The following is an 18,370-nucleotide window of genomic DNA, read 5'->3' as shown; positions in this document are numbered from 1 at the left end:
TCTAAAGCGATCACACTTTGGAACATCTCTTGCTACGATGATCACCTCTTCCGAAGAGGATGCCTGCCATGACCGCCGCGACCCTGACCATCAGCAGCAAGAACTATTCGTCATGGTCGCTGCGGGGCTGGCTGCTCTGCCAGATGGCCGGGCTCGCGGTCGAGGAGCGCATGCTCTCGGTCGATGATCCCTCCGCCCGGGCTGAACTCCTGCTGCTGTCGCCATCCTTCCTGGTGCCGTGCCTGACGCATGACGAGATCAAGGTCTGGGACACGCTCGCCATCGCCGCCTATCTCGACGAGATCAGCCCGCAGGCCGGCCTGTTGCCCAAGGACGCCAAGGCGCGCGCCCATTGCCGCGCAATCTGCGGCGAGATGCATTCGGGCTTCGCCAATCTGCGCTCGGCGCTGCCGATGAACCTCAAGGCGCATTACCCCGGCTTCAAGATCTGGGCCGGGGCGCAGGCCGATATCGACCGTGTCACCGAGATCTGGCGCGATTGCCTGGAGACCTATGGCGGTCCCTATCTCTTCGGGGACAAGCTGACCATGGCGGATGCGATGTACGCCCCCGTCTGCCTGCGCTTCCTGACCTATGACGTGCCGCTCGATTCCGTCAGCCAGGCCTATTGCCAGGCGATCGCGCAATGGCCGGCGTTGAAAAGCTGGATCGAGGCGGCAAAATCCGAGCCCGAGGAGCTGGAGGAACTGGACGCGGAATTCTGACCCCGCTCGCCCATGATGCGCAAAAGGACTGAAGCGATAGCGACTGCTGCATTGGCCTTCGCGGCTCAAAGGCGTTACCACCACCCACGAAATCCATAATCGCCGTGGGAGGCCTGAGATGACCGAGATGTTCAAGAACCTGATCGCTGGCGAATGGGCCAGCGCCGGCAACGCCTCGCGCAACATCAATCCGTCCAATACCAATGATGTCGTCGGCGAGTATGCGCAGGGCTCCGTCGAGCAGATGAACGACGCGATTGCGGCCGCCAAGGCTGCTTTCCCGGCCTGGAGCCGCTCGGGTCCGCAGGAGCGCTACGAGATCCTGAAGAAGGCGTCCGACGAGATCCTCGCCCGTAAGGAGGAACTCGGCCGCCTGCTCTCGCGCGAAGAGGGCAAGACGCTCGCCGAGGGCATCGGTGAGGCCGGCCGTGCCGGCCAGATCTTCGCCTTCTTCGCCGGCGAGTGCCTGCGCTTGTCAGGCGAGGCGATCCCCTCCGTGCGTCCTGGCGTCGGCGTCGAAATCACCCGCGAGCCGGTCGGCATCATCGGCATGATCACGCCATGGAATTTCCCGATCGCGATCCCGGCCTGGAAGATCGCGCCGGCGCTGGCCTTTGGCAATTGCGTCGTCATCAAGCCGGCCGATCTCGTGCCGGGCTCGGCCTGGGCCCTAGTCGACATCATCCAGCGCGCCGGCCTGCCCAAGGGCGTACTCAACCTTGTCATGGGGCGCGGTTCGGTCGTCGGCCAGGCGCTGCTGCAGCACAAGGACGTGCATGCGATCTCCTTCACCGGCTCGGTCTCGACCGGCCGCAAGGTCGCCGAGGCCTGCATCGCCTCCTCGCCGATGAAGAAGGTCCAGCTCGAAATGGGCGGCAAGAACCCACTCGTGGTGCTGGACGACGCCGACCTCAAGATTGCGGTCGAGGCCGCCGTCACCGGCGCTTATTTCTCCACCGGCCAGCGCTGCACTGCCTCCTCGCGCCTGATCGTCCAGGCCGGCATTCATGACCGCTTCGTCGAAGCCTGCATCGAACGCCTGAAGGGCGTCGTGGTCGATGATGCGCTTAAAAGCGGCACCCATATCGGCCCGGTCGTCGACCAGAGCCAGCTCGACCAGGATCTGAAATACATCCAGATCGCCAAGGACGAGGGCGGCAAGCTCGCCTGGGGCGGCGAAGTGCTCAAGCGCGAGACGCCCGGCTTCTATCTCCAGCCGGCCCTCTTCACCGAGACGACTAACGCCATGCGCATCTCGCGCGAGGAGGTCTTCGGCCCCGTCGCCAACGTCATCCGCGCCAAGGATTACGAGGAGGCGCTGGCCTTGGCCAACGACACCGAGTTCGGCCTCTCGGCCGGCATCTGCACCACCTCGCTGAAGCATGCGACGCATTTCAAGCGCAACAGCGAGGCCGGTATGGTGATGGTCAATCTGGCGACGGCCGGCGTCGACTACCACGTGCCCTTCGGCGGCCGGAAAGGCTCAAGCTATGGCCCGCGCGAGCAGGGCGCTTACGCCAAGGAAATGTATACTACGGTCAAGACCGCCTACACGCTGGCCTAACCCCCCGGAAGGTGCATCGTTGCGAAAGGGCCGCACCTTCCGGGTGCGGCCCTTTTGCTGTCGGCCTGATTGTTTTGGCTGGGTTGACTGGGCCGGGTTGACTTGGCCTGGCGCCGAACCTACAGCGCGGCGAGGCTGAGGATCGCCGGTCTGTCCGTCCGTGAAGTCTCGCCCTTAGAGTGTTTTCGAGCGAAGTGGCTACCGGTTCGCGTGAAGAAAACGCGTAAAACAAAGTGCTAGAGCAATTGAACGATCCAGTTGGGTCGGAAATAGCTCTAGACTGCGGGCCGTGCTTTGATGACGTGCGTTGCCGAAACCCTCAGTATCAGGACCGCCAGCCGGACCCGGTCGCAGCGCCTCCGTCGCAATGGCCGCGCCGCCTATCTTCGCTTCCGGCGCAATCTGCCGCGCCTGCTGCGCAGCGACGACATCTCGCTCGTGCTCCTGGCTGCGCTGATCGGGACCGGGGCGGGGGTGCTCGTCACGGCGATGGTCGGCGTCTCCAAAGCACTGCATGCCGCCTTCTTCGCGACACGTCATGGCGAGGTCAGCGGGGCGGTCCTCGTCGATCCGCTGCGGGCTGTCGGCATGCCGGTTCTGGGCGGTCTGGTGATGGGGGCGATCGGTATCCTCCTGGCCAGCCGCGGCCGCGGCACGGTGGTTGATCCGGTCGAGGCGAATGCGCTCCATGGCGGGCGCCTGTCGCTGAAGGACAGCCTGATCCTGGTGGTCCAGACCATGGTCTCGAACGGCTTTGGCGCCTCTGTCGGCATGGAGGCGGGCTACACCCAGGGCGGCGCTGCCTTCGCGTCGGGCCTCGGGCGGCTTCTCCGTGTCCGGCGGGCTGATCTGCGCATGCTGGTCGGCTGCGGAACGGCGGGTGCGATCGCAGCCGCCTTCGACGCGCCCCTGACCGGCGCCTTCTATGCCTTCGAGCTGATCATCGTGACCTATACGGTCGGCTCATTGGCGCCCGTCGTCGTCGCCTCGATCTGTGCGGTCGGCGTCACCAGACTGTTCCTCACCCCCGTCACCTTGCAATTCGGCTTTTCCGGCCCGCTCTCGGGCTCGGACTACGTGCTGGTGATGATCATGGGCATCCTCTGCGCCGGTCTCGGCATCGTGCTGATGCGCGGCGTCGCGCTCGCCGAGAGCCTGTTCCGCCGCAGCCGGATTCCGCTGGCGCTGCGGCCTGCGGTCGGCGGCCTGCTCGTCGGGTTGATGGCGCTGGTGACGCCGGCCGTCCTCTCGTCCGGCCATTCGGCGCTGCATGTCGGCTTCGATGCCTATTATCCGGCGGGCTTTCTCGTCCTGCTGATCGTGCTGAAGTCGCTGGCATCGGCGATCTCGATCGGCTCCGGCTTTCGCGGCGGTCTTTTCTTCGCTTCGCTGTTCATCGGCGCGATGTTTGGAAAACTCATCGCCGTGATCTGGATCACCGGCTTCGGCCTGCAGACGCCCTCTGTGGTCATCGCCGTCATCGGCATGAGCGCGATGGCCACCGCGGTCGTCGGGGGGCCATTGACGATGTCGTTCCTGGCGCTGGAGACGACGGGCAGCCTGCCGCTCACGGTCGCGGTGCTCGCAGCGTCCGTCCTGTCCTCGATGACGGTGCGCCGGACCTTCGGCTACTCTTTCGCCACCTGGCGCTTCCATCTACGCGGCGAAACCATCCGCAGCGCCGCCGATATCGGCTGGATGCGGGAGCTGAGCGTCGGCCGGATGATGCGTCGGGATGTGCGCACCGTGCCCGCGACCCAGACGCTGGAGCAGTTCCGGCGCGATTTCCCGCTCGGCGCCAATCAGCGCGCTGTGCTCGTCGATGAACTGGGGCGTTATACCGGTATCGTCCTCGTCGCCGATGCCTATGGCGCCGATGTCGCGGTCGAGACGATTGCGGAGCTCGCCCGCAATCGCAAGGATATCCTCTTGCCCCATATGAACATCCGCGAGGCCGCCAGCTTATTCGCGACCTCGCAGACCGAGGAGCTCGTCGTCGTCGACGGCCGCGAAACCCTGCGGGTCCTCGGTCTGCTTACCGAGCAATTCGCCTTGCGCCGCTACAACGCCGAGCTCGATCGGCAGAGCCGCGACCTGACCGGCATCTGACTGGCGCTTGAGTGGCGCAGAGCATGCCGCGAAAAAGTGGGTTTCGGTTTTTCGCAGGAGCAATGCTCTAGCTGTTAGCGTCAGAATCCTTCCAGCACGATCTTGCCCTTGGCGCGGTTGGTCTCGATCAGGGCGTGGGCCCGCTTGAGATTGCTTGCATTGATCGTCCCGAAGGTTTCGGTCAGCGTGGTGCGGATCTTGCCGGCATCGACGAGCCGGGAGACCTCGTTGAGCAGATCGCCCTGCGCCTGCATGTCGGCGGTCTGGTGCAGCGAGCGGGCGAACATCATCTCCCAATGCAGCGACAGGCTCTTGCCCTTCAGCGGCATGACATCCAGCGCCGGAGCATCGTCGATCACTGCAATCCGGCCCTGCGGCGCGATCAGTTTGATGATCTCCGGCAGATGGTCGAGCGTATGGGTGGTGACGAAGACGAGGCCGGGCGCGCCGATCCGCAGCGCCTCGACTTCTGCGGCAAGCGGCTTGCCGTGGTCGATGACGTGCTGGGCGCCAAGCGCGCGAGCCCAGGCCTGCGTCTCCGGCCGCGAGGCGGTGGCGATCACGGTGAGGTCCGTCAGTTGCCGCGCCAGCTGAATCGCGATCGAGCCGACGCCGCCGGCCCCGCCGACGATCAGCAGGGCCTTCGCCGCGCCTGGAACCGCATCCGCGATCTTGATCCGGTCGAACAGGGCTTCCCAGGCCGTGATCGCGGTTAGTGGCAGGGCGGCGGCTTCCGCGAAGCTCAGGCTGGCGGGCTTGATGCCGACGATGCGCTCGTCGACCAGCTGGAACTCGGCATTGGAGCCAGGACGGTCGATCGCGCCGGCATAGAACACGGCGTCGCCCGGCTTGAAAGCCTTCACATCGGGGCCGACCGCCTTGACGACGCCGGCTGCATCCCAGCCCAGCACGCGCACCTCGCCCTCAGCCGGGCGCGCATTCTTGCGGACCTTGGTGTCGACCGGGTTGACCGACACGGCCTTCACTTCGACCAGCAGGTCGCGCCCGGCCGCGACGGGCATGGGCAGGTCGAGATCGATCAGGCTGGTTTCCGAGCTGATGGGCTGCGGTTCACGATAGCCGATGGCGCGCATAGCTTTTGTCTCCTGCGTTGCGATGCAGGCGAGATGCGCCTTACAAACAGGCTGTGCAAGAACGCACAATTTTCGCATATAGTATCGAAAAGGATACTGTCATGCCGCCTCGTTTCCTGAAGCCGTTCAACTCTCCGGCCTGCCCTGTGGAAGCCGCCCTGGGCCTGATCGGAGGCAAGTGGAAGGGGATCGTGCTCTACCATCTGCTCGGTGGCACGCTGCGCTTCAACGCCATTCGCCGCAGCGTTCCCGGCGTGACGCAACGCATGCTGACCGCCCAGCTGCGCGAGCTGGAGGCGGACGGCCTCATTGTCCGCGTCGTCTTTGCCGAGGTGCCGCCGCGCGTCGAATACAGCCTCTCGGCCAAGGGCCGGACGCTGGAGCCGGTCATCATGGCGCTCAGGGCCTGGGGCGAGGAGCATGTGATGCCGTCGGCTGATGCGGAGGCCGCGGCCTGAGGCTCAGTCGGCGGCCTGGAAGTCAGTAGGCGGCCTGAAAATCAGTAGGGAAGACCGACATAGTTCTCCGCCAGCGCCGCCATGGCGTGGTCGGAGGAGACGAGATAGTCGAGTTCGGCGCGCTGCATGCGCTGGGCGAAGGCGCCGTTCTCCGGGAAATAGTGCATCAGCGAGGTCAGCCACCAGGAGAAGCGCTCGGCCTTCCAGATGCGCGCCAGCGCCTTGGCCGAATAAGCGTCGATGCCGGCGCTGGAGCGCTCGACGAAGAACTCGATCAGCGCCTGCGACAGGTAATGCACGTCGCTGGCGGCGAGGTTCAGCCCCTTGGCCCCGGTCGGCGGCACGATATGGGCGGCGTCGCCAGCCAGGAACAGGCGTCCGAACCGCATCGGCTCCGCCACGAAGGAGCGCAATGGCGCGATCGATTTCTCGATCGAAGGGCCCGTCACCAGCGCTTCCGCCGAGGCCGGGTCGAGCCGGCGGCGCAACTCGTCCCAGAAGCGCTCGTCCGACCAGTCCTCGACCCGCTGATCGAGTGCGCATTGCACATAATAGCGACTGCGTGTGGCCGAGCGCATCGAGCAGAGTGCGAAGCCGCGCTCGCCGCCGGCATAGATCAGTTCATGCGAGACCGGCGGCACATCGGCGAGGAGGCCGAGCCAGCCGAAGGGATAGATGCGCTCGAAGCTCGTGATCGCGCTCTCGGGCACACTGGCGCGCGAGACACCGTGATAGCCGTCGCACCCGGCGATGACATCGCAATCGAGGCGCTTGGCGACACCGTTCTCGAGATAGCTGACGAAGGGCCTGTCGCGGTCGAAATCATGCAGCGCGACGTCTTTGGCCTCGAAGACAGTCTGCCCGTTCTGGGCGGCGCGCTGGTCCATCAGATCGCGCGTCACCTCGGTCTGGCCGTAGACGGTGACATGCCCGCCTCCCGTCGCGCGGTCGAGCGCGATGCGGTGGCGCTGGCCGCCGAAGAGCAGATCGAAGCCGTCATGCTTCAGCCCTTCCGCCTGGAGGCGCGCGCCTGCGCCAACCTTGTCGATCAGCCCGACCGTGCCTTGCTCCAGCACGCCGGCGCGGATGCGGGCGAGCACATAGTTGCGGTCCCTGCGCTCGAGGATGACGCTGTCGATGCCGGCCTGATGCAGCAATTGGCCGAGCAGCAGCCCGGCCGGGCCCGAACCAATGATGGCGACCTGTGTGCGCAAGCCGGCGTCTCCTCATGGCGCTGCCCGGCGCGAGCGCCCTCTGGAACGGGGCGCATCGCGAATGGCCGGCGGCGCGGCGGCAGATAAGTTGCCATAGCAACTAACTTCTGGAAAGAGCCTCCTCCAGGCCGTGCCTGACGGCGGGCTGGATCATCCGATGGGGATGACGTCGACAGCGACGCCGACCTTCTGCGATCCGGGCCCGATCAGCACGCCGTCGAGCGGCGAGACATCGGCATAGTCGCGGCCGAAGGCGGTGACGATGTGGTCGTCGGCGACGATCAGGTCATTGGTCGGGTCGAGCCCGACCCAGCCGGTCTCCGGTCCACACCAGAGCATGACCCAGGCATGGCTCGCATCCGAGCCCTCGAGACGCTTCTGGCCCGGCGGCGGGATTGTGCGGATATAGCCGCTGACATAGGCGGCGGGCAGGCCGAGCCCGCGCAGGCCGGCGATCATGATATGCGCAAAATCCTGGCAGACGCCGTGGCGTTGGCGGAAGGCCTCGGCCAGCGGCGTCGTAACCTCGGTCGCATCAGGGTCGTAGGTGAAGTCGGCACGGATGCGCGCCATCAGCTCGGAAGCCGCCTCCAGCACCGGCCGCAGCGGCGAAAAGCTCTTGCGGGCATAGTCGACGACCTCGCTCACTGCAGGCACCAGCCGGCTCGGATAGAGGTGGTGCGTCGGGGAATCGGGGGCGAGGCTCGTCGAGGCCAGGGCCAGCGCGCCGACCTCCTCCCAATGCCGGGTCAGGCCCGGAAAGGGTGGCGCGGGCCGGTTGACCTCAACGCGGGCGCGCATCTCGACCTTCAATTCGCGATGAGCCTTGGAGATCGTCAGCGTCGTCATCTGGTTGCCGAAGAAGCAGATCCCGTCGATGCGCTCGGCCGGGCGCGGCGTCACGACGAGCTCGCTCCTCCTCACCGTCTGGCCGCCATCGTTACGCGGCAGAAGGCGCAGGATGCAACGCGCGAAAGGCACCGGACGGCTATAGCCGTAGGTGGTCAGGTGACGAACGTCGTAGATCACGCGATGCCTGTCAGCCTCGAGCCTTCCGGCCCGCTGTTCTGGAGGAAGTAGCGGTCGGCGATCGCGCTCGACAGCCCCATCAGCAATTGCTCGAATAGCAGGATGCTGGTGCGGTCGAGCCGGCTCGCCTCCGATGTCCGGCATTCGGCCGCAAGCTTCAGCACGAGCCGGCGCGGCGCTTCCAGCATGCCGTCCTCCGTCAGCGACGGAAGATGCGCGATCTCGATGTCGAGGCGATCGACCTGGAAGGCGACGGAGCGAGGATTATAAGGGTCGAGCATGACCAGATCGAGCACCGGCTGCAGGCTCGCGCCGAGCATGTAGCGCGAGCGGTAGGTGATCTGTGAATCGGTCAGGTCGAGCAGGGCGTCGAGGCCGTCGCTCTGGGCCGTCGTCTCGGCGAAATGGCGGGCGAAGCGGCAGGTCGCGATGCCGCGCTCCAGTCGCCGGCCAATGTCGAGGAAGCGCCAGCCCGCGCCGCGCACCATGTTCTCCTGGCTCAGGCCGGAGAAGGCGGCGAGCGTCTTCAAGGCGCGATCGGCAACCTCGTAAACTTCGCCTTCGCTGGGCTGCCGTCCGGGCTCAAGCGTCAGCTGACGCTGCAGATCGCCGAACAGCCGCCAGGCGTCGATCGAAAGCCGCTCGCGGATGACAGAGGCAGTGCGCCGCGCCTCGCCGACATTGGCGCGGGCCGAGCCGTATTCGGCCGCGTCATAGAGCGCGGAGGTCGCCTGCGCCAGAACCGGCGAGCCCTTGGCACCAGCGAGATTGCGGGCTGCCGCGCCTCTCCCTGTCGCGGCTTTGGCCGCAGGTGCCGCGCCCCAGGCGACCAGGAGATTGGCAAGGCGGCGCACTGTGTCGGGCCGGGCGGGATTGGTCGTGTCGGCGTCGATCAGGCGGCCGAGCAAAGCGCGCACGAGCCGGAGTGTCGCCTCCGTCCGCTCGAGATAGCGCCCGAGCCAGAACAGGTTGTCGGCGGCGCGGCTCGGCAAGGTTCCGACGACGCGGCGGATCGCGATGCGGTCGCCGGTGGGCAACAGGCTGACCTGCTCGACCGGCGTATCCGAGGTGACCCAGACATCGCTGGAGCGCACGCCGCTGCGCATGCTGACGGCGCGGGCATCGGGCTCGTCGGAAATGCGGCAGAAACCGCCGGGCATGACCTTCCAGCCATCGGGCGTGGCGGCTGCGAAGACGCGCAAGGTGACAGGGTGCGGCTGCAAATGGCCGTTCTGGAAGACCGGCATGGTCGAGAGCCGCACCACCTCCTGGCCGACATAATCCATCCCGCGCGCCTCGATCCGTGCCCGCAAGGCGGCACGCTCGGCCGCCGGCAGTTCTCCCGCCAGGATCGGATCACTGTCGAGCCCGCTCCCGGCGGAGCGGAAGGCCGGCGCGATGCTCATCTCGTCCAAGCGGTCGAGCACGGCGGCGCGCTCGCGCGGCTGGCCGCACCACCAGGTCGCGACATTGGGCAAAATCATCTCCTCGCCGAGAAGCTGCTTGCCCAATTTGGGCAGGAAGCTCATCAGCGCGCGCGCCTCGACGACGCCGGAACCGAGCCCATTGGCGACATGGACATGGCCCTGGCGCACCGCCTGCACGAGCCCCGCCACGCCCAGCGCCGAGCGCGCATTCAGTTCAAGCGGATCGGAGAAATCGCCGTCAATGCGCCGCCAGATCACGTCGGCGCGCTTGGGGCCGGCGATGGTACGGACATGGATGCGGCCGTCGCGCATCATCAGGTCGCCGCCCTCGACGAGCAGGAACCCGAGATAGCGCGCGAGATAGGCCTGCTCGAAATAACTCTCGTTCATCGGCCCGGGCGTCAGCAGGCAGATGCGCGGCTCGACGCGCCTGGACTTGGCGACGAGCCCGGCGCGGAAGCCCTGGAAGAAGGTGGCGAGCCGCTCGATGTTCATCGTCCGAAACAGGTCTGGAAAGGCGCGCGCCAGCGCCAGCCGGTTCTCCAGCGCGTAGCCGGCGCCCGACGGCGCCTGGGCGCGGTCGCCCAGCACCCACCAGCGCCCGTCCGGCCCGCGGCCGAGGTCGGCGGCGTAGAGCTGCAGGGAGCCGCCATCCGGCGCGTCGTGGAGCGGGCGCAGATAGTCCGGGCTTCCCGTGACGACAGCCGCCGGGAGCAGGCCTTTCGCGACCATTTCGCCGGGGCCGTAGATGTCGTCGAGCAATGAGGCCAGCAATTGCGCGCGCTGCGCGACCCCGGCCGCGATGGTCTGCCACTCCGCGCCGGTCATCACCAATGGCACATGGCTCAGCGGCCAGGCGCGCTCGCCGGCCTGCGGATCGCGCTCGTCGATATCGCCATGGACGCGGTAGGAGACGCCGGTGTCGCGGACATGGCGATCGGCGAGGCCGAAGCGCTGGCTGAGCTCGTCCTGCGAGAGCGCGCTCCATTCCGTCAGGAACGGCTCCCAATGCGGGCGGATGCTGCCATCCTGCGCCATGAACTCGTCATAGGCGCCCGGCAGCGGGCGATAACCGGCCAGCAGAGCGTTGCGCCGCTCCGCTTTCACGCGCGTCGACGGTGATCGGCCCTGCAACGCCATCGCTTGCGTTTATACTCCTCTAGAGCCGGATGATTTTAGGTCGATTCGACCTAGAATCTGAATCCGTCTCTACAACAAAAAACGGGCGCATGATGTCGTCCGAAAACCGGTTTCCACTTTTCGGCATCATGCTCTCGGGCGTCGCAAATCCAGGGTGAGCGGGAATTCGACGCTGCGCTCTTCTGGCGGAATCGCCAGCGCGCCCGGACTATGCCCGATCGCTTCGAAACGCGCGAGCCGGCGCGCCTCCGCTTCGTAGGAATTCACGGGAGGAGTTTCATAATTGCGCCCTCCGGGATGGGCGACATGGTAGACGCAACCTCCGAGCGAGCGTCCGACCCAGGTGTCGACGATGTCGAAGGTCAGCGGCGCATGCACCGGAATCGTCGGATGCAGGCCCGAGCTCGGCTGCCAGGCCTTGAAGCGCACGGCGGCGATCGCCTCACTGGTGCTGCCGCTCGGCGTCATCGGCATGCGGCGGCCATTACAGGTAATGAGGTGGCGGCCGGGCACGAGCCCCTTGGCCTTGACCTGCAGCCGCTCCACGGAGCTGTCGACATAGCGCACCGTGCCGCCGATCGCGCCTTCCTCGCCCATGACATGCCAGGGCTCGAGCGCCTGGCGCAGTTCGAGCTCGACCCCGCCATGCTCGACCTTGCCGTAGAACGGGAAGCGGAACTCGGCCTGCGCCTCGAACCAGACCGGATCGAAGGCGTAGCCGGCGCGGCCGAGATCGGCGAGCACGTCCTTGAAATCCTGCCAGACCAGTTCGGGCAGCATGAAGCGGTCATGCAGTGTCGTGCCCCAGCGCACCAGGCTGCCGCTCTGCGGCTCGCGCCAGAACCAGGCGACCAGCGCCCGGATCAGGAGCTGCTGCGCCAGGCTCATGCGCGCATCCGGCGGCATCTCGAAGGAGCGGAACTCGATCAGCCCGAGGCGGCCGGTCGGCCCGTCCGGCGAGTAGAGCTTGTCGATGCAGATCTCGGTGCGGTGCGTGTTGCCGGAGACGTCGACCAGAAGGTTGCGGAACAGCCGGTCGACCAGCCAGAGCGGGATGCTCGGTGCGCCCGGTCCCGGTACTTGCGCGAGCGCGATCTCCAGCTCGTAGAGCTGGTCGAAGCGCGCCTCGTCGATGCGCGGGGCCTGGCTCGTCGGCCCGATGAAGAGCCCCGAGAACAGGAAGGACAGGGACGGGTGCCTGTTCCAGTACAAGATGATGCTCTTGAGCAGGTCCGGTCGGCGCAGGAACGGGCTATCGGGCGGCGTCACGCCGCCGAGCACGACATGGTTGCCGCCGCCGGTGCCGGTGTGGCGGCCATCGACCATGAACTTCTCGGCGCAGAGCCGCGACTGCCGCGCCTCCTCATAGACGCCGCGCGTGATGTCCACCGCCTCGCGCCAGCTCTTGGCCGGGTGGATGTTGACCTCGATCACGCCGGGATCGGGCGTGACCTTGATGACGTTGAGGCGCGGATCGTTGGGCGGCGAATAGCCCTCGATATGGACGGGCAGGTTCAGCTCCTGCGCCACGGCCTCGACGCTGGCGATCAGCTCCAGATAATCCTCCAGCTTCTCGACCGGCGGCAGGAAGACGCACAGGATGTTGTCGCGGACCTCGAGGCTCAGCGCCGTGCGGACATGCTCGCCGCCGATCTCCTGCTCGGTGCGGTCCTGCGCGCTGCCTTCGCCCTGTGTCTCGACCGGGCGCGACATCTGGTAATGCGCGGGCGGCGCGGCGACCGCAGGCGTGGCTTGCGCGCCGTTCATAGCCGCAGGCGCCGTCCCTCCGCTGCCCAGGCTGGCGGCCGGCGGCAGCGGTCCGCGCGGCTCCATCGGATCCTGCGGGTGGATGTGGGGAAACTCGTCCTTCGGCACGACCGGCAGGGAGCCAAGCGGCAGGCGGTAGCCCACGGGCGAGTCGCCCGGCACCAGGAAGAGCTTGCCGCGCCGGAGCTTCCACTTCTCCGAGCGCCAGCGCCGGTCGCCGGCCTGGGACTGCCAGCGCTGCACCGGAATGACATAGCCGCGCGGTTTGCCCAGCCCGAGCTGGAAGACCTGCGCCATGCGCGCGCGCTCTTCCGGATCGGCGAGGCGCGGGTCGAGCGGGTCGACATTGTCGGGAAGCTGCGCTTCCTTCAGCAGCCAGTGGCCGGTGTCCTCATAGGCCGGCAGCACATAATCGGCGCCCAGCCCCAGTTTCTCCGAGAGGCCGGCCGCCAGCGCCTCGGCGTCGCGGATCGAGGCGGCGGTCTCCAATTCGCGGTCGCCGCCGGTCGGCGCGCCAGGCTCGCGTGCGATCAGCGCGGCGTCGCGCCAGATCGGCTCGCCGTCAGTGCGCCAGTACAGCGCGAAGGCCCAGCGCGGCAGGCTCTCGCCCGGATACCATTTGCCCTGACCGTAATGCAGCATGCCGCCCGGTGCGAAGCGCTCGCGCAGGCGGCGGATCATCACATCGGCGCGCTGGCGCTTGGTCGGGCCGACGGCGGCGATGTTCCATTCCTCGCCGGTCTGGTCGTCGATCGAGACGAAGGTCGGCTCGCCGCCCATGGTCAGGCGGACGTCGCCGGCCTTCAGATCGGCCTCGACCTTTTCGCCGAGTGCGTCGAGCTCGCCCCAGGACGTGTCCGAGAAGGGCAGGGTGATGCGCGGCACTTCATGCACGCGCGCCACGCTCATCGAGAAATCGAATGTGGTTTCGGCGAAGCTTGCCACCCCCGAGACCGGCGCGGCCGAGCGGTAATGCGGTGTCGCCGCCAGCGGCAGATGCCCTTCGCCGGTGAGCAGGCCCGAGGTCGGGTCGAGCCCGATCCAGCCGGCGCCGGGGATGTAGATCTCCGCCCAGGCATGGAGGTCGGTAAAATCCTTGTCGGTGCCGCGCGGGCCTTCCAGCGGGTCGATATCCGCCTTCATCTGGATCAGGTAGCCGGAGACGAAGCGCGCCGCGAAGCCGAGATGGCGCATGATCTGGACGAGCAGCCAGCTCGTATCGCGGCAGGAGCCGGATTTGATGTCGAGCGTGTGCTCGGGCTCCTGGACGCCGGGCTCCATGCGGATGCCATAGGCGATGCCCTGCGCCAGCCGGGCGTTGAGATCGACGATGAAATTGACCGTATTGGTCGGCTCGCGCGGGATCGTCGCGAGATAGGCCGCCAGCAGCGGACCTGCCGGCTCGGTGACGAGATAGGGCGCAAGCTCCGCGCGCAACTCCTCGGGATAGGCGAAGGGGAAGATCTCGGCGTCGGTCTCGACGAAGAAGTCGAACGGATTGATGATCGAGAGCTCGGTGACGAGGTCGACCTCGATGCGGAATTCCTTCACCGGCTCGGGAAAGACGAAGCGCGCCAGCCAGTTGCCGCTGGGATCCTGCTGCCAGTTCACGAAATGCTCGGCCGGTGTGACCTTCAGCGAATAGCTGTTGATCGCGGCCCGGCAATGCGGCGCCGGCCTCAGGCGGATGATCTGCGGCCCCAGCGTGACCGGCCGGTCATAGCTGTAATGGGTGACGTGGTTCAGCGCGGCGATGATGGCCAAGGCTTGGCACCTGCTTGTCGTGGCCCGGCGGGGCGCCGGGCCACGACACGTTAGCGATGCCGGCAAAACCCGCAAAGGCGCAACTTGCGCAAGGGTGCGCCGGCAATCGCGGTGTGTGCGCAAGAATTAGGCAGTTCTCCACAGCGCTTGCCTCTGAGCTCTTCGCAGCACCGCTGGACATCGCCCGGCAACTGGTTCCACATTGGACTGAACGGCCACCCGAAAGGCCGGCGAAATCAAACGATGGGGATTTCCATGCGTCATGTTGCGAAATTGCTGACGGTGTCGGCCTTTACTGCGTTGATGGCGACCACCGCCATGGCCCAGACGCCAAAGGACACGGTCGTGATGGCCAAGCAGATCGACGATATCATCTCGCTCGATCCCGCCGAAGTGTTCGAATTTTCCGGCGGCGAGGTCGTCGGCAATGTCTACGACAAGCTGGTGCGGTTCGATCTGGCCGATCCCTCCAAGCTCTATGGCGACCTCGCCGAGGGCTGGACCATCAGCCCCGACAGCAAGACCTACACCTTCAAGCTCAAGCCCAACGTCAAGTTCCACTCGGGCAACCCGCTGACGGCCGCCGACGTGGTCTACTCCTTCCAGCGCGCCGTCGTGCTCAACAAGTCGCCGGGCTTCATCCTGACCCAGTTCGGCCTGACCAAGGACAACGTCACCGAGATGGTGAAGGCGGTCGACGACAAGACCGTCACCATCACGGTCGACAAGCCCTATGCGCCGAGCTTCTTCCTGAACTGCCTGACCGCCAACGTCGCGGTGATCGTCGATTCCAAGCTGGTCAAGGCGAACGAGAAGGCCGGCGATTTCGGCTATGAATGGCTCAAGCAGAATTCGGCCGGCTCGGGCGCCTATAAGCTGCGCGCCTGGCGCGCCAACGAGCAATACACGCTCGAGGCTAACCCCGACTGGTTCATGGGCGCGCCGAAGGTGAAGCGCGTCGTCGTACGCCATGTCGCCGAGCCCGCCTCGCAGCGGCTGCTGCTGGAGAAGGGCGATGTGGATTACGCCCGCAACCTGTCGAAGGACCAGCTTGATTCGATCAAGAGCAACGCAGACATCGTCCAGCAGGTCGGCGACAAGGGCTACATCCTCTATCTCGGCCTCAACCAGAAGAACCCCAACCTCGCCAAGCCCGAGGTGCGCGAGGCGCTGAAATATCTGGTCGATTACGATTCGATCGAGCGCAACATCGTGGCCGGCACCTACAAGCCGCACCAGGCCTTCCTGCCCAAGGGCTTCCTCGGCGCCATCGACGACCGGCCCTACAAGTTCGACCCGGCCAAGGCCAAGGAGTTGCTCGCCAAGGCCGGCCTGCCGAACGGCTTCTCCGTCACCATGGACACCCGCTCGGTCAACCCGATCACCGACATCGCCCAGGCGGTCCAGGCGAACTGGGCCCAGGCCGGCATCAAGCTCGAGCTGATCCCCGGCGACGGCAAGCAGACGCTGACCAAATATCGCGCACGCACGCACGACATCTATATCGGTCAGTGGGGTCCCGACTATCAGGACCCGCACACCAACGCCGAGACCTTCGCCATCAACGAGAACAACGCCGAGGATGCCCGCTCCAAGACGCTCGCCTGGCGCAACGCCTGGGACATCCCGGAGATGAGCAAGAAGACCGGCGCGCTGGTCTTCGAGACCGACAGCGACAAGCGCAAGGCCGGCTATGAGGCCATTGAGCGCGAGCACCAGAAGGTCTCGCCCTTCGTCATCATGTTCCAGCAGGTCGAAGTCGCCGCCCACCGCAAGAATGTCGACGGGCTGATCCTGGGGCCGGGCTCGGCCGCCAACCTCTACTCGACGCTCAGCAAGAACTGAGATCGGACCTCCGATCGAACCGCCGCGGCCCTCAAAGCCGCGGCGGGGTTCTTGCTTGGACTTGGTCTTCCAGTGGGTGGGATGGTCCCGCGGGCTTCACCGTTCCCACGGCGTGGCACGCGAGCCGGATGATTTCAGATCGGGTCACGAAGTGATCCCAGCTGAAATCTGAATCCGTCTCTCATCGTAAGAGTGAGGGCAGGATGCGAAAGACCGGTTTCCACTTTTTCGCATCCTGCTCGATGACGCGTCTTCGTTGCCGCGGTTTCGTAGAATTGGTCGGGTGAATGACGACTTCAAACATAAGCTGGGGTGGACGGAGCGCAGTCTGGGGTCGCATCGCCGGGCGCGAGCTCAGCACGGTGGCGATCACCTTTTTCGGCCTGCTGCTCGTCACTTTCTTGATTGCCCGCGTGATCCCGATCGACCCGGTGCTGGCGGTCGTCGGAGACAACGCAAAAGCCGACGTCTATGACGCAGCCCGCGCCGCGCTCGGCCTCGACAAACCGCTCTGGCAGCAATTCGCCACCTATGTCGGCAAGGTTTTCACCGGCGATCTCGGCAAGTCGGTGCTGACCTCGAATCTCGTCACCGACGACATCAAGCGCGTCTTCCCCGCGACCCTGGAACTGGCGACGCTGGGCACGCTGATCGGCGTCGCGCTCGGTGTGCCCCTCGGCGTGCTCGCAGCGGTCTATCAGGGCCGCTGGCCCGACCAGCTTGCGCGCCTGATCGGCCTGTTCGGCTATTCCGTCCCGGTGTTCTGGTTCGGCCTGATGGGTCTGCTCTTGTTCTACGCCAAGCTCGGCTGGGTCGCCGGGCCGGGCCGCATCAGCGTCGCCTATCAGGACTTCGTCGATCCGATCACCGGCGTCCTCGTCATCGACGCCGCTCTGCAGGGGGAATGGGAGGCGTTCCGCGATGCCTGGTCCCACCTCATCCTGCCCGCGGCCGTGCTTGGCCTGCTCAGCGTTGCCTATATCAGCCGCATGGCGCGCAGCTTCATGATCACCGAGCTGCAGCAGCAATATGTCATCGCTGCCCGGGTGAAGGGCATGTCGGAGTTCCGGGTGATCTGGCGCCACGCGTTGCGCAACGCCTTCGTGCCGCTCATCACCGTGATCGCGCTCTCCTATGCGCAACTGCTCGAAGGCTCGGTGCTGACCGAGACGATCTTCGCCTGGCCGGGCTTAGGCCGCTACATCACCAACTCCCTGCTGAACGCCGACATGAACGCCGTGCTCGGTGGCACATTGGTGGTTGGTGCGGTCTTCATCGGCGTCAACCTGTTGTCCGACATCCTCGGCCGGCTGGTCGATCCCAGGACACGGTGAGGGCGCGCCATGACCACCTGGACCGACTATCTCACCACCGATTCCCCGAGCTCCCGCCGCCAGGCCAGGCTCGGCCAGCTCTACCGGCAATGGCTCGCCTTCAAGCGCAACCCGCTCGCGGTCGCCGGCCTGGTCATCGTCGTGGCCCTGCTGCTGATCGCCGCCTTCGCGCCGCTGATCGCGCCGCATAACCCGCTCGCGCAAAATCTCGACAAGCGCCTGCTGCCGCCCTCGGCCGTCAATTTTTTCGGCACGGATTCGCTCGGCCGCGACATCTTCAGCCGTATCGTCTACGGCGCGCGCGTCACGCTGGTGATCGTGCTGCTGGTCGTCATCACGGTCGGACCGGTCGGCCTCTTGATCGGCGCGACCTCGGGCTATCTTGGCGGCTGGGTTGACCGCCTGCTGATGCGCATCACCGACGTCTTCCTGGCCTTTCCGCGCCTCGTGCTGGCGCTCGCCTTCGTCGCTGCGCTCGGGCCGGGGCTGGAGAATGCCGTCATCGCCATCGCGATCACTGCCTGGCCGCCTTATGCCCGCGTCGCCCGCGCCGAGACGCTGATCATCCGCCAGCAGGATTATATCGCCGCCGTGCGCCTTCAGGGTGCCTCGCAATGGCGCATCGTCTGGAAGCATGTCGTGCCGCTCTGCCTGCCCTCGCTGATCGTGCGCACCACGCTCGACATGGCCGGTATCATCCTGACTGCGGCGGGTCTCGGTTTCCTCGGCTTGGGCGCGCAGCCGCCGATCCCGGAATGGGGCGCGATGATCTCGGCCGGTCGCGAGCAGATCTTTGACCAATGGTGGGTCGCGACCTTCCCCGGCCTTGCCATCTGCGTCGTCGCGCTCGGCTTCAACCTGCTCGGCGACGGCCTGCGCGACGTCATGGACCAGAGGTGA

General features: G+C 66.2%; 12 protein-coding genes. 7 read left to right on the top strand and 5 right to left on the bottom strand.

Features of this window, described 5'->3' with window-relative positions; genetic code table 11:
- The first annotated feature begins 68 nt into the window (after positions 1–68).
- From BMZ97_RS13125 to BMZ97_RS13115, 3 genes are all read left to right on the top strand, one after another.
- The gene (locus BMZ97_RS13125) at positions 69–725 is read left to right on the top strand and encodes a glutathione S-transferase family protein (protein ID WP_092169892.1); all 657 of its coding nucleotides are present in this window, start codon (positions 69–71) and stop codon (positions 723–725) included.
- A gap of 118 nt (positions 726–843) precedes the next feature.
- Complete coding sequence (locus BMZ97_RS13120) at positions 844–2,289, top strand: aldehyde dehydrogenase family protein (RefSeq protein ID WP_092169889.1); 1,446 nt, start codon at positions 844–846, stop codon at positions 2,287–2,289.
- 297 nt (positions 2,290–2,586) lie between these two features.
- Positions 2,587–4,398, top strand: a complete 1,812-nt coding sequence (locus tag BMZ97_RS13115) for a chloride channel protein (RefSeq protein ID WP_092169886.1) — start codon at positions 2,587–2,589, stop codon at positions 4,396–4,398.
- Between the two features lie 80 nt (positions 4,399–4,478).
- Here the strand turns inward: BMZ97_RS13115 and BMZ97_RS13110 are convergent, their stop codons facing one another.
- Positions 4,479–5,492 (bottom strand): zinc-binding alcohol dehydrogenase family protein, encoded by a 1,014-nt coding sequence (locus BMZ97_RS13110; RefSeq protein WP_092169884.1) that lies wholly within the window; start codon positions 5,490–5,492, stop codon positions 4,479–4,481.
- 101 nt (positions 5,493–5,593) lie between these two features.
- Between BMZ97_RS13110 and BMZ97_RS13105 the strand changes: the two genes are divergently transcribed.
- Positions 5,594–5,950, top strand: a complete 357-nt coding sequence (locus tag BMZ97_RS13105; RefSeq protein ID WP_092169881.1) for a winged helix-turn-helix transcriptional regulator — start codon at positions 5,594–5,596, stop codon at positions 5,948–5,950.
- 41 nt (positions 5,951–5,991) lie between these two features.
- Here the strand turns inward: BMZ97_RS13105 and pobA are convergent, their stop codons facing one another.
- The 4 genes from pobA to BMZ97_RS13085 form a co-directional block, all read right to left on the bottom strand.
- Positions 5,992–7,164 carry a 4-hydroxybenzoate 3-monooxygenase gene (gene pobA, locus BMZ97_RS13100; RefSeq protein WP_092169878.1) on the bottom strand — a complete coding sequence of 391 codons (1,173 nt, stop codon included), beginning with the start codon at positions 7,162–7,164 and terminating at the stop codon, positions 5,992–5,994.
- A gap of 150 nt (positions 7,165–7,314) precedes the next feature.
- Positions 7,315–8,193, bottom strand: a complete 879-nt coding sequence (locus tag BMZ97_RS13095) for a transglutaminase family protein (protein ID WP_092169874.1) — start codon at positions 8,191–8,193, stop codon at positions 7,315–7,317.
- Positions 8,190–10,727 carry a circularly permuted type 2 ATP-grasp protein gene (locus BMZ97_RS13090; RefSeq protein ID WP_244546390.1) on the bottom strand — a complete coding sequence of 846 codons (2,538 nt, stop codon included), beginning with the start codon at positions 10,725–10,727 and terminating at the stop codon, positions 8,190–8,192. Before BMZ97_RS13090 ends, BMZ97_RS13095 begins: the two co-directional genes overlap by 4 nt.
- Before the next feature lie 159 nt (positions 10,728–10,886).
- Positions 10,887–14,291, bottom strand: a complete 3,405-nt coding sequence (locus BMZ97_RS13085) for a transglutaminase family protein (RefSeq protein WP_092169869.1) — start codon at positions 14,289–14,291, stop codon at positions 10,887–10,889.
- A 255-nt stretch (positions 14,292–14,546) separates the two neighbouring features.
- Between BMZ97_RS13085 and BMZ97_RS13080 the strand changes: the two genes are divergently transcribed.
- From BMZ97_RS13080 to nikC, 3 genes are all read left to right on the top strand, one after another.
- Complete coding sequence (locus BMZ97_RS13080; RefSeq protein WP_092169867.1) at positions 14,547–16,136, top strand: ABC transporter substrate-binding protein; 1,590 nt, start codon at positions 14,547–14,549, stop codon at positions 16,134–16,136.
- 287 nt (positions 16,137–16,423) lie between these two features.
- The gene (locus tag BMZ97_RS13075; RefSeq protein ID WP_092169865.1) at positions 16,424–17,470 is read left to right on the top strand and encodes an ABC transporter permease; all 1,047 of its coding nucleotides are present in this window, start codon (positions 16,424–16,426) and stop codon (positions 17,468–17,470) included.
- A gap of 9 nt (positions 17,471–17,479) precedes the next feature.
- On the top strand, positions 17,480–18,370 hold the full coding sequence (nikC, locus tag BMZ97_RS13070; protein ID WP_092169862.1) for a nickel transporter permease: 891 nt from the start codon (positions 17,480–17,482) through the stop codon (positions 18,368–18,370).

This window comes from Allobosea sp. OK403 (assembly GCF_900113835.1).
Classification (GTDB): Bacteria; Pseudomonadota; Alphaproteobacteria; order Rhizobiales; family Beijerinckiaceae; genus Allobosea.
This window is presented reverse-complemented; position numbering and strand designations above follow the sequence as displayed.

Bases quoted from the DNA above. Each gene is read 5' to 3' on its own strand.
- BMZ97_RS13125 (WP_092169892.1), top strand. From the start codon at position 69: ATGACCGCCGCGACCCTGACCATCAGCAGCAAGAACTATTCGTCATGG.
- BMZ97_RS13120 (WP_092169889.1), top strand. From the start codon at position 844: ATGACCGAGATGTTCAAGAACCTGATCGCTGGCGAATGGGCCAGCGCC.
- BMZ97_RS13115 (WP_092169886.1), top strand. From the start codon at position 2,587: ATGACGTGCGTTGCCGAAACCCTCAGTATCAGGACCGCCAGCCGGACC.
- BMZ97_RS13110 (WP_092169884.1), bottom strand. From the start codon at position 5,492: ATGCGCGCCATCGGCTATCGTGAACCGCAGCCCATCAGCTCGGAAACC.
- BMZ97_RS13105 (WP_092169881.1), top strand. From the start codon at position 5,594: ATGCCGCCTCGTTTCCTGAAGCCGTTCAACTCTCCGGCCTGCCCTGTG.
- BMZ97_RS13080 (WP_092169867.1), top strand. From the start codon at position 14,547: ATGCGTCATGTTGCGAAATTGCTGACGGTGTCGGCCTTTACTGCGTTG.
- BMZ97_RS13075 (WP_092169865.1), top strand. From the start codon at position 16,424: ATGACGACTTCAAACATAAGCTGGGGTGGACGGAGCGCAGTCTGGGGT.
- nikC (WP_092169862.1), top strand. From the start codon at position 17,480: ATGACCACCTGGACCGACTATCTCACCACCGATTCCCCGAGCTCCCGC.